The organism is Streptomyces cellostaticus, from assembly GCF_023630175.1.
GTDB lineage: Bacteria > Actinomycetota > Actinomycetes > Streptomycetales > Streptomycetaceae > Streptomyces > Streptomyces cellostaticus_A.
In genome coordinates this window covers 45662-58873 of sequence record NZ_JALLIN010000047.1, presented here as the reverse complement: position 1 = coordinate 58873, position 13212 = coordinate 45662, and the positions used below count along the sequence as shown (strand labels likewise).

Genomic DNA, 13212 nt, shown 5'->3' with positions numbered 1-13212 from the left:
GCGGGCCGCGGCGGGACCGCCGCCGGGCGGCACCGGCGCACCGCCGGGTGCCGTACCCGCGTGGGCGTCGGGACCGGGGACGTACCCCATGGCGGGCGCACCGCCGCCGGCGGGGACGCCGACGCCGCGCTCCAGCCGGTCGAGGCGGGCAAGGAGGGACCGCTCGTCGCCGTAGGCGGCGGGGAGCAGCACCCGGGCACAGATCAGTTCGAGCTGGAGGCGCGGGGAACTGGCGCCGCGCATCTCGTTGAGGCCGTCGTTGACGAGGTCGGCGGCGCGGCTCAGCTCGGCGGCGCCGAAGGTGGAGGCCTGCGCCTGCATGCGCTCCAGCACATCGGCGGGGGCGTCGATGAGCCCCTTCTCCACGGCGTCCGGAACCGCGGCCAGGATCACCAGGTCCCGCAACCGCTCCAGCAGGTCGGCGACGAACCGGCGCGGGTCGTTGCCGCCCTCGATGATCCGGTCGACGACCTCGAAGGCGGCGGCCCCGTCGCCGGTGGCGAAGGCCTCGACGACGGAGTCGAGCAGCGACCCGTCGGTGTACCCGAGCAGGGAGGTGGCCATGGCATACGTCACACCCTCCTCCGCGGCGCCCGCGAGGAGCTGGTCCATGACGGACATCGAGTCCCGCACGGATCCGGCACCGGCCCGGACGACGAGCGGCAGCACGCCCTCCTCGACCGGGATGTCCTCCCGTCCGCACACCTCGCCCAGGTAGTCCCGCAGGGTGCCCGGCGGGACGAGCCGGAAGGGGTAGTGGTGGGTCCGCGACCGGATGGTCCCGATGACCTTCTCGGGCTCGGTCGTGGCGAAGATGAACTTGAGGTGCTCCGGGGGCTCCTCGACGACCTTCAGCAGCGCGTTGAAGCCCGCCGACGTGACCATGTGGGCCTCGTCGATGATGTAGATCTTGTACCGGCTGCTCGCGGGCCCGAAGAAGGCCTTCTCCCGCAGCTCGCGGGCGTCGTCCACGCCACCGTGCGAGGCCGCGTCGATCTCGATGACGTCGATCGACCCCGGCCCGTTCCTGGCCAGGTCCTGGCACGACCGGCACTCACCGCAGGGCGTCGGGGTGGGGCCCTGCTCGCAGTTCAGGCAGCGGGCCAGGATGCGCGCACTGGTCGTCTTCCCGCAGCCACGCGGCCCGCTGAACAGGTACGCGTGATTGACCCGGTTGTTCCGCAGCGCCTGCTGCAGCGGGTCGGTGACATGCTCCTGCCCGATGACCTCGCCAAAGGTCTCCGGGCGATAGCGGCGGTACAGCGCGAGAGACGACACGCATACGAGGTTATAGGCGCCCGGTGACAACCCACCTCGCCCGAGGCTCCCGGCCCGGGCCCGGCACGCCCCCGCGAACGCAAGCGCCCCCCACGCACCCGCCAGAGCCGACCTACCCTTGCTGCCTTCCGGCCCTGGGGGAGTTCAGTCAGATAGCGCCGCGTGAGGGGCTGCGCCAACAGTACCCGATGGCGGCCTGCGAGAACGAGTTCGCGAGCACTCCCCTCGGTCATGTAATGTTTCCGGCGGAGGATTCGCCTAGAGGCCTAGGGCGCACGCTTGGAAAGCGTGTTGGGGGCAACCCCTCACGAGTTCGAATCTCGTATCCTCCGCCAGTGCCTCACCGGGCACGATGTCGAAGGGCCCCACCACGAGGTGGGGCCCTTCGACGTTGTCCTCAAACCTCGTTGTCCTGGTTTTTGTCCACAGAGGGTGTCTCGGGGAGTCCCCAGATGGCTTCGGCGATCTTCCGGGCCACGTCCTTGAGCATGGCGTCCGGCACATGGAGGTACCGCGCTCGCATGCGCGCGGACGTTCCCGGCTCCCAGCCCATGATCTGATCGATGACCCGGTCTGGGACTCCGAGCAGCATGAGCACGGTGGCGGCGGTGTGCCGAGCGTCATGAAGACGGGCGTCTCGCACGCCCGCGTCTTCGAGCAGTCGCTTCCAGTCGTGGTAGTCCGTATTGGGGCTCAGCGGACCCCCGAGCGGCTTGGTGAACACGTAGTCCGACTCGCCCCACAGAACGCCGGCGGCCTTGCGCTCGCGCTCTTGCGCATCGGCGTGCTGCCGGAGCATGGCGACCAGCGGCCCCGGGAGCGGCACCGCCCGGCGGCCCGCCCGGGACTTCGTGTTCTTGGTCTCACGCCGCACCTGCACACGGTCCGGGCAATACCCGGCCGCTACCCGACCGCAGGGCGAGGACTCCGGGCATCCGTGCTGGTACTTCGGACGCAGACGGTTCCGGCGCAGCTTGAGGTACTCGTTGTCCAGGTCGACATCAGACCAGCGGAGCCCGAGCGTCTCGCCCTGCCGCAGCCCGAGCGCGAGCGCGAGCATCCAGCGGGCACTGTTCCGGCGTTTGTTGACCTCGATCAGCAGGCGCTGAACTTCTTCGAGGGAGTAGGGCTCAACCTCTGCTTCCTCTTCTTCGATCCGGGGTGGCTTGGCCAGCGCAGCGGCGTTCTTGGCAGCGTGGCCGCGTCGTACCGCCTCTCCGAGGGCGGTACGGATGGTGCGGTGAGCCTGGTGAGCTGTGCCGGGCTTACTCCCGTTCTTCTGCATACGGCGGTACAGGCTTTCCAGGTGCTCGGGCTCCAAGCGGTCGATACGGTGCTTGCCAACGCCGGGGACCAGGTGGACGCGCACCGCCACCTCGTAGCCGTCGTATGTGTTCTCGCTCACGACAGGCTTGGCGATGTTCTCGACCCAGTGCAACAGCCACTTCTCGACCGTCCACGGCTTGCCGGGCTGTCGCGCCGAACCCTCGTCGCGCTGCTTCTCCAGCCGCCTGACTTCCTCGACCAGGTCCTTTCGCGTGGGGCGTGTGAGGTGCCGGCGGTACGGCGTCCCGTCGTCCTTGTAGCCCATCGGCACGCGCGCGTGCCAGCGGCCGTCCTTCCCTAGGTAGATCGCCGACTCGCCGTTGGCGCGACGGGTGCGCTTCTTCTTTTCTGCCACAGGCAGGCTCCTGTCTCTTGCTGTCGGGATGGAGCCGGGGCGACGGGCTGTCCTGTCCGGGAGTGCCACCGCCCCGGGTGTGGTCAAGCGGCTCGCTGCGCTGCGCGTCGGCGAGCGACGTACGCGGCCGGCGCGTCGGCGGGGACGCGGCGGAGGCGGCCGACAGGGATGGACTCCAGCTCTCCGGAGCGGATGAGCTGGTAACACGTGGTCCGCCCGATGCGGAGGCGGCGGGCGGCTTCTTCGACCGTGAGGAGAACCAGCGTCGGGTCGTCATCGGTGGGCGCCGCGAGGGTGCCGTACTCGCTCAAGGCTCACTCCTTCTTGTGCTGCGTTCGTGGGGGGATGCCGCCGCACAAACCGCGTTATCCGCAGAAAGCCCAGTGACTGCGGCTGAGCTGCGGTGATGCGGCGTGTGGGCGGCCAGGGGGCAGGGCTCGCAGAAACCCACGAAACTCCGCGAAAAAGTAGTGGGGCCGGTGGTCATCAGCCACCGGCCCCACCGGGTACGGCTACTCGCCCCGCTGCTCCTGTTCGGCTCGGGCCTTCGCCGTGCGACGCGCGCAGTCGTCGCAGCGCTTGGGCCATCCCTCCGCCGACACGACAACCGCGTGCGCGCCGGGGTGGTGGCACGCTCCGCACTCCACCATGAAAATCACCTCTTTTCCGTCACCTCTTAGCTCGCTCTGGCGGTGGAAAGGACAAGACCGGTCGGGCGGGAACCTCTAAGGACGCGGTCGTGTCGTGTTGGGCGTGATCCATGTAGACAGCGAAGTACTCGACAAGGTGGTCACGGCCGCCGGTGCCGTCGCCTTGGTGTTTATCGGCGGCTGGGAGAACGGCCGTCGCACCCGGAAGGCGGAGGAGCGCAAGGACGCCGCAGCCGACCGCGCCGCCCTCGAGGCACAGGCCAATGAGCTGGTGAAGGCAGTGCTCGAGCTCAAGGTCGCAGGGAACATGCACGATCAGCTCTTCGCGGGCCAGGGCGCCAAGGCCCGCCTCTTCGTGAGTGCGCTGAGCAGGGGAGCGTCAGCCGCCCTCGGCGGGCGTGGCGGGGCGACTTCGGGCCTTCCCGCCCTTTTCAGGGAAATGTGGCGGGCCGTGGACCGTTGGGAGCAGGACACCGCGGCATCAGCGGCACGACTGGAAACCCCCCTGAGCCGGCTCGGGACAGCTGCCGCACCCCTCATGAGGCACAGGGAGCCGGGGCTTGCCGCAGGGGCCGACGCGGTGTTCAAAGCAGCCACAGAGGAGCCCGGAAACGATGACCGGATGGCCCAGGCCCTGGAGAGCTTTCACGCGGCTCTGAGCCCTGTTCTGAACCCCCCCGCCCCCTCAGTCCCCCGGTGGGTCCTGTGGCGTCGTAGGCGAGCGGAGTAGCGTCTCGGTAGTCAGGCGTGAGGGGCCCGCCGCCCCGGGCGCGGGTTTGTGCGGAATAACGCGGGATAGTGCGACGGGGCCTCGTCGGACTGCACCGTGAGGTCCCGCCGCTGGTCAGCAGCTCTAGTGGGGCTTATTGCGATTTCGCGGTTTGTGCGAGCGGGACGCAGACGGGGACCGGCTCACCGGCCGCCGTGCCGCAGGGTTGGGTGTACCTGCAGCCGCGGCGCTGGCGGCCTGCCGCGCTTGCCCGTGCGGTCCGGCTGATAGGTCCGCAGGTATCCGTGGTCTTCCAGCAGGGCGAGGGCCGGTTCGAGGTCCGCGATGGTGGGGACCTCGGCGCGCGAGAGGACCGTGAACAGGTCGCGTCGGCTCACGTCGTCCCATCCGTTGTCCCTGAGCGCTTCCAGGACGCTACGGGCACGGGACAGGACGGGATCAGCGCCCATGACATCGAACACGGCGAGGGCATGGGCGGTGTAGTACTCCCCCAGCTCGATAGCCGCGCGCATGGTGGCCTCAGAGACCGGGTGGGCGTAGCCGTTGCCCAGATGCTCCGCGAGGTGCAGGAGCGCGGCCATGCGGGCGGTCGCTCCGGCGAGCTTTCCGGCCCAGTTCGAGATGTGACCAAGCTTGCCGCCCCGCGCTTTGAGCTGAGGCTCGACGTGCTCTTGGTATGCGATGAGTGCCGCGTCCGCCTCGGGGCTGAGCTGGATGACGGCCGGGTCGGTCCACTCCGCGAACGCCAGGGTAAGGCTGAGGACATTCGCGGTGTAGGTAGCGGCCGTCTGCTCCGGGACCGGGTCGGTGATGACCTTCCGCTCACCGACCGTGGAGGCGGGCAGGGAGTACAGGAAGCGGGCCAGCAGTCCGCGCCCGTCGAATCCCTTCACCTTGCCGATGTCCCGCAACACGTCCGGCTGGACGGCGAGGCCGATAGTCAGGGCCGGAGTGTCGATGTACTCGCGGCGGGTCTGTCGGTTGACCCTCAGCCGGTCTCCGGCGTGCCCCTTGAGGAACACATCCATGTTCGGGGCGCCGGAGTAGCGGCCGGCGATGATGTCGAAGATGCCTCCCTCGGCGCTCATCACCGACAGTCGGCCGCCCTGTTCCGCCATGAGTGAGGTGACCGTCTCCGGCGTGGAGTCGTCCGCCAACAGGACCGGTTCGGCCGGGACGGTGAGCGTGTCGGCGGTCTGCGCGAGACCGACGGCGGTGGCCACCATCTCGTCACGTTTGGACCCGTCGGCGGACGCGGCCTTGGCGGCGGCTTTGTCGGCCGCTTCCTTCGCGAGACGAGCGGTCAGCTCAGCCTCGACGATGACCGGCTTCATCGCGGCCTTGAGCTGCTTTTCCGCTTCGTACAGCGGGTCCGTCAGCAGGGCGAAGACAGCGGACTTGCGATTGGCCGGCGGGAGCGCCACCACGGTGTACAGGTTGGTGGGCTCACGCCAGTTGCCGCGCACATGGACGACGGACCGGCCGCCCGCGGCCGTGGCGAGCACGGCGAGGGCGATTGATCCGGCGAGGTCCACCGGGGTCTGCGTTTCCTCGGCGACGGCCGCCACGAAGTCATGCAGCCAAGCGGGAAGGACGCGGACGGGGAACGGCGGACGCTCGCGCCGACCGGTGAGGGGGATGGGGTCTTCCCACACGTCCGGCACCGTCTCACCCCCGACGGGCGGGGCTTCTAGGGTCGGCAGCCCAGCCCACAGATCGGGGCTGTCCACAGGCTGTGTGGTCATCCGACTGCCCTCCCTTCGACTGCTGATCGCTCCAAGGCGACGTCAAGGCCATTGGCGACCGCGCGGCGCGCGTACGCCTCGGGGACTCCGACGGAGACGGCGGCGGCCACGATCTCTTCCCCGAGGGCTTCCAGTCCGCACGGCCCGGGGCAGTTCACGTGCTGAGCCGCGGCGAACCGGGCAACCCCGAACGCCTGTGATCCGGCGCCCGATTCGAGTCGGGAGCGCACCTTGCCGAGGCCGCGATCCAGGCCGGTGCGGACGTAGCGCTCGGTGTGGCGGCATCCGGTGGCAACCGTCCGGTCCCAGGTGGCGCGCGCGGAGAGGGAAGAGACCACTTCCCCGGGGGCGGGGGTGGTCTCTTCCTTCGTGAACAGGGCGACGACGGACGTCGACATCCGGGCCATGATTCCCGTCCCCGGCCCCAGCCAACGGGCGTAGGCCATGCGCGACTTGATGTCTACGCCGGGCCGAACGGCGTTGTGCGAGTCCATGACGCCCCGGTAGATCCGGTGTTCGCCCCGGGTCGTCGGCACTGTCCGGGTGGCAGGCAGCGTCTCACGCGCCCAGTTCACGGCCGCCGCGTTGTCGAGGTCCACCACGGTCACCCCTGCGCCGCCGGGGTGGTAGCCGACGCAGACGGCCACACGCCATGCCGACGCCCATGCGGGGGAGCTGATCACCTTCGCGTCGGTCGTGGCGGCGGCCCAGGCGTGGCAGGGCGCTGGACACTGGCACGGACCGGCACTCTTCATGTTCGGCCGTCCGCCACAGGTGCCGCCCGCACATGCATGGCAGTTCCCGAACGGCACCTTGCCCTCGCGCAGGGGCAGCACGGGCACGCCTGCCGCTGCGAGGTCTAGCGCAGTTCGTAGGGCGTTCCCGTAGTCCAGGTGATTCCCGCCGCCGGGACGCCGGGTCTTACTTGCAGGTGTCATGCTGTAGGTCTCCTGTTCTGCTTCGTCGGGATTGGGAGACCGGGGGCGGCGGGCTGTCCTTGTCCGGGAGTGCCGCCGCCCTCGGGCGTAGCTAGCGGTTGTTGACCCAGCGGGCGTACTGCTGACGGACGTAGGCGCGCGGGTTACAGCCCTCGTCAGTCCCGTCCAGTGCCATCAGGTGGCAGGCCAGGTCGAACGCGTCGCCGGTGCTGGCCGTCCGGCCGGGGACGAGCCCGGCGGCCATGCGGTCGGCGAGGGCGGCCCGGCGCAGCCACCACTCACGCCCTCGCTCCTCGGCGGCGTCCAGCCAGTCCAGCTCGCGGCCCGCGTGGGGCGCGGTGGCGTACGCCTGGCTGGCGTTGGGCCAGTCCATGACGCTCCGCTCGGGAGTGCGCTTGTGCTCGGCGCGCAGGTACAGGCGCGTCCTGCTGCCGTCTCGGGCGGGGTAAACGTTCACGGGCCCGGCGTTGAACGCGCCGCTCAGGGCGGTGACGATGTGGTCGGTGTCGGCGGGGTCGCAGATGACCCGGATGTCGAACACTTAGGGCTCCTGTCAGCCGTGGAAGTGGTTGCGCTTGATGACGGCCTTGCGGATGTTCACCGTGATCCCGTCCCTCCGGCCGCTGCCGGTGAAGACCTGGACCGCGACGAGCCCGCCGAAGATGACGGCGGCGAGGATGACGAGCTGGGTGACCAGCGCGGTCAGCGCCGTGATGAACGTGGTGAGCAGCAGCAGCCCACCGGATACGGCGAGGAACCCGACACCCCCGAGGGCGACGTTGACCGCCGCGCGGGAGACGGGCGGCTTGGCCGCGACCGGCGCCGGATGGAGGGGGTTCACGGCGTAGCCGGTGACGACACGACCGTCTGGAAGGACGACGCTCGCCATGGACGGGACGCCACCGGACTGTACGGGCGCGAGCGGCGCCGTGTGCGAGGGCGTGAGCGGGACGGGGCGGTGCACTTCCAGGGTCGTCGTGTCGTACGCGGCCGGGTAGCGGGTGGGCTCGTTCACGTCGTCGTCTCCCGTCAGTTGCCGAGTGCGGACAGGGCCTCGGCGCCTGCCTGCACGAGGTTGTGGATGGGCTCGTAGGCGCCGGTCCCGGCGGTGAAGAAGCCGAATAGGAACAGCACGACGGCGGCGCCGCCGCCAGCCGAGCGGGTCCTGACGGCGAGGGCAGACGCAGCGCCGAAGAGCAGCACGGCGGAGATGTTGAGGATCACGGCAGAGAACTCGCTTTCGGGCGGGATGGGAGATGGATACGCTCAGCGGGCCCCTGGTGCTGGCAAAGCTTGGGGCGCATCGACCGGCGACCGCGCCCACCTAGCTCCTGCACGGAGCGGGGTCCGTCTCATGACGGGCGGTCGCCGGTCGCTTGTCTCGTCAGGCGCCGGCGCGGTAGGTGCGCGCCCAGCGGTTGTAGAGCCATCGGCCGACGCGGATGCGCTTGCCGGTCGCGCGGCAGCGGCGGCAATCCTTGCCGCGCTTCATGCGGCCCTTGCGGTCGGTCTTCATCTCGAAGCCCCAGCCATGGCACTTGCGGCAGTTACCGAACGGCGAGGCAGCGCACACCGCGACGTAACACAGAGTGGCATTGAACAGCAGGGCGATAGCGAGCAGGATGGGGGTCATGAGGGGCCCTCCGGGGCGGTTTCCAGGGGTATCCGCAGGTGGGCCGCTATCCGCTAGCGGCCTGATCAGGTGAGGTTTGGGGCGCTAGCGGGGCCGCTAACGTTAGCGGGGCTTGCCGCTATCGTTAGCGGCCCCAGAGCCTCAGCCCGCATCCCGGTTTCCGTCACGCTCCGCGATCGCAGTCGTGATGTGGGCGCGGGTGATGCCGCGCCGGTTGACGACCTTGCCGTCCACCCGACGGCCCACCTGCACCGTGCTGATCCCGTGCGGCTTCAGCGCGGCGGCCACCGCGTCGGGGTCCCATCCGCCGTAGACCTCGGGGCGCAGCTCGGCGAGCCGGGCGACGACGGTTTCCGACCACACCTTGGCCTCGGCGGACGGCACCACTGCGAGGATGTCGGCCAGCAGGTCATACGACGGGCCGGTGACGTCCTCCGGGGCCTCACCGAGCGCGTAGCCGGACAGGAGTCCGGCCTTCTCGCGGGCCTTGCGGGCGCGCGCAGCGATCGCCTCGGCGCCGGGGGCGTCGACGTAGACGGAGGAGACGATCCGGGCGTCGGCGCCCTCGCCGACGAAGTAGTGAATGCCCTTGTCACCCCAGGCGAACATGGTGGCGCGCACCCCGCGCTTGTACTGCGAGGTGCCCAGCACCATGTCGTTCTCGGTCTGGCCCATGACCTTGAGGCACCACCGGGCGGAAGCGTTCGCGCTGATGCCGGTGGGCAGCGACTTGGCGTCCGGGCGCTGGGTGGCCAGCAGGACCACGATGCCGGTCGCCGGTCCGCGCTTGACCAGGTCGGTGGCGATCTCCTCGAACTCCTTGCCGTGGTCGGGGTGCTCGAACAGCACCTGGCACTCGTCGACCCCGACCACGATCGGGTGCAGCCCCAGCGACCGCTTGTCCGCGAGGGCGCTGGTCACCTTGGACTCGGGGCAGATGTCCCGGGGCAGGGAGCGGATCACCTTCGTGCGGCGGCGCAGTTCCTCGCGCAGGGCGCGGAAGTCGGCGAGCGCGTAGGCGATCGACTCGTCGTCGTCGCCGGCGGCGTGCCGGTGGGAGACGGCGTTGCCGACCGGGTCCAGGTCGCCGGTGCCCTTCATGTCGTAGGTGTGCAGCTCCGCGCGCGGGTCGAGTGCGGCGATGAGCAGCAGCAGACGCAGGAGGAACGTCTTGCCCATGCGCGGGATGGCGCCGATGACGCCCGCGATGTACATGAGCGTGACCTCGACCCAGCGTCCGCGCTGGTCGGTGCCGTAGGCGACGGGCTTGAACAGGTCCACCGTCCCGGACTTGGCCAGCGGCCACACGGGCTTCTTGGCCTTGTTCATGTCCTGATCGCCCACCCACAGCACCAGGTGCCCGGTGTGCTCGTCTGGCACCGCTTCGGGCCACACGCAGCCCAGCGGGCGGCGCAGACCCGAGGCGAGCCGTTCGCGGCGCTCGATGATGTCCGTCACCGTCACGCCGTACGGCAGGTTGCCCTCGGCCCGCCAGCCGGGGCCGTCCCGGGTGATCGGGGCGGTGAACTCGAAGCCGTCCCGTCCCTTGGCCTGCGCCTGGCTGATGGCGGAGATACCGAGCGCACCGAGCGCGCGCAGGACGATGTCCGAGGTGAGCTTGGTCGCCTTGGGCAGTTCCACCGCCCGGTGGATGACCGGGGCGTCGGCCTTGCGGCCGGCGGCCCCGAGGGCGAGCACGACCGCGCTCACCGAGACCGCCTGCAGCCAGGCGGGGGCGAGCACGTAGATGGCGAGCGCCGTGGCGAGGCCGACGAACAGCGCGAGCACGGTCACGAGGGTGCGCAGCCGTACCCGGCCGTCACGCTGCCGGGAGAGCTTGAGGTATTCGGCAGCGTCTTCGCGACGCACGGCGGCGAGGCGGACCGGTTCGCCCTCGCGGTCGGCCACCCACCGCATCGTGCCCCCGACGAACCGGGCCGCGCCGGTCGGGGCCTGCAAGGTGAGCCGGGCGGCATACACCGGGGCGCGCAGGGCGTGGTAGCCGATCGTGTGGGCGTAGTGGCGGGCCACCCACGCCGACGCGGTCCGCAGCTCAGCCACAGACCGCAGCCAGATCGGGACGACCGGGCGGCGCCGGGCGGCGGCGAGCCGACCCAGGTAGCCGGGACCGGTCGCGGTCGGGGTCGGCTGGTCCACCATGACGGGGGCGGTCGGGTCGTCCACCTCCGGGCCGGTCGGGGTCGACTCACGGGCGGCGCGGGCCTTGTCCAGGTCGACCACATCGGCGCCGCCCTCGGCGGCCATCTCGGCTTCCAGCCTGTTGAACAGTTCGTCGTCGTCGGGATGCTTCACTGAGGGTCCCTTCCAGTGGGAGGAAAGGCGGGGTCCGGCCGACGCTGTGGAAGGTGAGCGGTCGGGCCTCGCCGGGTTCAACGGGGAGCGCGCCGGGAGAGCGGCGAGGCTCAAGCGGCGCGCTGTTCGAGGTAGGCGCAGGTCACGCACATGCCGAGCGAGGTGGGGACGACGTAACCGGCGTCCTGGCCGCACTCGGGACAGCGGCGGCGGGCGCGCATCATCGCTGCGTGCGCACGCCACCTGCCCGGCGTCATCGGTCGCACGGGAAGCGCCCGGTCGATCCGGTAGAGGTAGGCGGTCAGCGGCTCGCGCCGGCGACGCGGCCGGAGGATCTGTGCCGCCACGTCCTCACCGCCCGGCCGTAGCCCCTGACGGCGCAGTTGGCGGCGGGTGGCCAAGCCCTCGGGAGCGCAGCGCCACTGATAGGTGGGGATGCCGAACCGCTCGCCGTCCGGGTCGAAGCAGTCGGCGAGGGTCAGCCGCGTCACGCGGCCACCGCTCCGGCGCCACCGTCGGCACGCTCGGCAAGGAGCGTGTCCCGCAGCATCCGGGCGTTCGCCGGCGAGGTGCGCACCGTTCGGCGGATGCCCTCGGCAGTGATCTGCGCGTCCGGCCAATCCGCGGTTGCGGCGCGCGCCTCATCGAGCAACTGCGCCGCCGTGCGCTTCGGTCGGGGCGACCGGGCCACCTCGGGAACCCGGCCGGTCGCCCGACGGGGGCGAGGGGAGTCGGCCGACACCGCCCGAGGCGTGCTCGACCCGACCGGCGCCCGATCGACCTTCACCGGGTCGGCCGGAGCGGCGATGGCCGGGGCGGGCTTGAGCGGGAGAGTCGACTTGGCGAAGTCGACCGGCACCGGATCGGGGATCGGCAGTCGAGTCAGCACTACCGAGGGTGCCGGGGTCGATTCCGGCAGGTCAGCCGTAGACCGATTCCTCATGGTCTCGGTGGATTCCTCCGCATTCGCGATCCCGCCGAACATGGCGGACAGGGCGGCGTTCGCGCCGTCCGTGACCCGATCGCGCTGCACGTCCAGCAGCCTCGATCCAAGCGCCACGTCACCGACGCCGACCCTCCGCGCGAGCCGCCACGACTTGCGGTCCGACCGCTTCCGTACCCGCGTGTCGGGGTGGTTGGCGGCGCGGGCGCGGTGGTAGGCGAGGGCCTGGACGACGGCGGCGGCCTTGCGTTCGGCCTCGGCGTCGCGGCCATCGGTGTGGACGACGATGCGCCGCGCAAGGAACGCCATGCCCTCGGCGGACACGCACATGCCCATGGGGGTCACGGCGTAGATGACGGTACGGCCGGCGTCGGGGCCCGCCATCGCGGCCATGACCGAGGCGGCGGCCGGCAGTGCCCACAGCCCGACCCGGATCGGCCACGGGGAGGATTGCCCGAGCATCGTCAGTCCCAGCAGGACCAGACCGAGCACGGCGGTCGCGCCCTCACCGGCCGCCACCGCGCCCAGCGCGGTGCCCTTGCCGTAGGCGTGGCCGATGTTGCTGAACGTGCCGACACCGCCAGCCACACCGGTCAGCAGCATGGGCACGAACGCGGCCGTCAGTACCGTTTTCTGCGTCTTGGTCAACGGCTTGCGTCCGGTCATCACGCGGCCTCCCTTCCAGCCGTTCCGGGGCGCCCGGTGCGGCGGCCCGCCGTGGTGGTGTGGGTCAGCGCGGGGCCGTCGGCGATGCGCCATCCGCCGCCGCTGCGCTTGGCCTCGTACATGGCCTCATCCGCTCGCCGCAGCGCCAGCGACAGCGAGGGCGCCGGCAGGTCAGTGGTCATGCACGCGCCGATCGAGGCACCGACGGCGAGCGTCATCCCCTGGTAGGCGAACGGGGCAGTCACCTCGCCGTGCAGACCACCCAGCAGCCACGGCAGCGGCGCGGGGTCCGGAAGCGGCACGACGGCGGTGAACTCATCCCCGCCAAGCCGAGCGGCCACGCTGCCGCGCCGGTCGCTGAGCGCGTCGGTCAGGCTCGCGGCCGTGGCGCGGATGGCCGCATCTCCAGCCGCGTGCCCGAACACGTCGTTGAGGTGCTTGAACCCGTCCAGGTCCATCACGATCACGACGTGCGGGCCACGGGCCAGCGCGCGTTCCGCCCGCCGCTCGAACGCGGCCCGCGTCGGCAGACCCGACAGCGGGTCCCTGCGTGCGGCGGCCAGCCGGCGCCGCATCGCCACACCGTGCCAGGCCCACCCCGAGGCGAGCGGCGCCGCTGCGGCGAGCGCGGTCAT

14 protein-coding genes, 1 tRNA gene and 1 other RNA gene are annotated in these 13212 nt (G+C 70.9%); 2 read left to right on the top strand and 14 right to left on the bottom strand.

Annotated features, from left to right (window positions below; genetic code table 11):
• Nucleotides 1–1278: DNA polymerase III subunit gamma and tau (locus MXD57_RS25830; protein WP_250404423.1), on the bottom strand; the 1278-nt coding region annotated here is incomplete at its 3' end.
• Nucleotides 1279–1354: 76 nt separating this feature from the next.
• Nucleotides 1355–1453, bottom strand: an RNA gene (ffs, locus tag MXD57_RS25825) — signal recognition particle sRNA small type.
• A 72-nt stretch (nucleotides 1454–1525) separates the two neighbouring features.
• Between ffs and MXD57_RS25820 the strand changes: the two genes are divergently transcribed.
• Nucleotides 1526–1613 (top strand) — tRNA-Ser (locus MXD57_RS25820).
• Nucleotides 1614–1675: 62 nt separating this feature from the next.
• On the opposite strand, the gene MXD57_RS25815 is transcribed toward MXD57_RS25820, so the two are convergent.
• Nucleotides 1676–2959 carry a tyrosine-type recombinase/integrase gene (locus MXD57_RS25815; RefSeq protein WP_250404422.1) on the bottom strand — a complete coding sequence of 428 codons (1284 nt, stop codon included), beginning with the start codon at nucleotides 2957–2959 and terminating at the stop codon, nucleotides 1676–1678.
• Nucleotides 2960–3042: 83 nt separating this feature from the next.
• Complete coding sequence (locus MXD57_RS25810) at nucleotides 3043–3270, bottom strand: excisionase family DNA-binding protein (RefSeq protein WP_250404421.1); 228 nt, start codon at nucleotides 3268–3270, stop codon at nucleotides 3043–3045.
• Between the two features lie 442 nt (nucleotides 3271–3712).
• Between MXD57_RS25810 and MXD57_RS25805 the strand changes: the two genes are divergently transcribed.
• Nucleotides 3713–4339, top strand: a complete 627-nt coding sequence (locus MXD57_RS25805; protein WP_250404420.1) for a hypothetical protein — start codon at nucleotides 3713–3715, stop codon at nucleotides 4337–4339.
• Between the two features lie 182 nt (nucleotides 4340–4521).
• Here the strand turns inward: MXD57_RS25805 and MXD57_RS25800 are convergent, their stop codons facing one another.
• From MXD57_RS25800 to MXD57_RS25755, 10 genes are all read right to left on the bottom strand, one after another.
• Nucleotides 4522–6069, bottom strand: a complete 1548-nt coding sequence (locus tag MXD57_RS25800; protein WP_250404430.1) for a YfjI family protein — start codon at nucleotides 6067–6069, stop codon at nucleotides 4522–4524.
• An 11-nt stretch (nucleotides 6070–6080) separates the two neighbouring features.
• Nucleotides 6081–7022, bottom strand: a complete 942-nt coding sequence (locus MXD57_RS25795) for a bifunctional DNA primase/polymerase (protein ID WP_250404419.1) — start codon at nucleotides 7020–7022, stop codon at nucleotides 6081–6083.
• A 91-nt stretch (nucleotides 7023–7113) separates the two neighbouring features.
• Entirely contained in the window at nucleotides 7114–7563 is a 450-nt protein-coding gene (locus MXD57_RS25790) for a hypothetical protein (protein ID WP_250404418.1), read from the bottom strand.
• Between the two features lie 12 nt (nucleotides 7564–7575).
• The gene (locus MXD57_RS25785) at nucleotides 7576–8037 is read right to left on the bottom strand and encodes a hypothetical protein (RefSeq protein ID WP_250404417.1); all 462 of its coding nucleotides are present in this window, start codon (nucleotides 8035–8037) and stop codon (nucleotides 7576–7578) included.
• A 14-nt stretch (nucleotides 8038–8051) separates the two neighbouring features.
• Nucleotides 8052–8246, bottom strand: a complete 195-nt coding sequence (locus MXD57_RS25780; protein WP_250404416.1) for a hypothetical protein — start codon at nucleotides 8244–8246, stop codon at nucleotides 8052–8054.
• A 160-nt stretch (nucleotides 8247–8406) separates the two neighbouring features.
• Entirely contained in the window at nucleotides 8407–8655 is a 249-nt protein-coding gene (locus MXD57_RS25775; RefSeq protein WP_250404415.1) for a hypothetical protein, read from the bottom strand.
• A 141-nt stretch (nucleotides 8656–8796) separates the two neighbouring features.
• On the bottom strand, nucleotides 8797–10968 hold the full coding sequence (locus MXD57_RS25770; RefSeq protein WP_250404414.1) for a cell division protein FtsK: 2172 nt from the start codon (nucleotides 10966–10968) through the stop codon (nucleotides 8797–8799).
• A 110-nt stretch (nucleotides 10969–11078) separates the two neighbouring features.
• Nucleotides 11079–11459 carry an RRQRL motif-containing zinc-binding protein gene (locus MXD57_RS25765; RefSeq protein WP_250404413.1) on the bottom strand — a complete coding sequence of 127 codons (381 nt, stop codon included), beginning with the start codon at nucleotides 11457–11459 and terminating at the stop codon, nucleotides 11079–11081.
• Nucleotides 11456–12577, bottom strand: coding sequence for a conjugal transfer protein (locus MXD57_RS25760; RefSeq protein ID WP_250404412.1), 1122 nt, complete (start codon nucleotides 12575–12577; stop codon nucleotides 11456–11458). Before MXD57_RS25760 ends, MXD57_RS25765 begins: the two co-directional genes overlap by 4 nt.
• Complete coding sequence (locus MXD57_RS25755; protein ID WP_250404411.1) at nucleotides 12577–13212, bottom strand: GGDEF domain-containing protein; 636 nt, start codon at nucleotides 13210–13212, stop codon at nucleotides 12577–12579. The genes MXD57_RS25760 and MXD57_RS25755 overlap by 1 nt, the downstream gene beginning before the upstream one ends.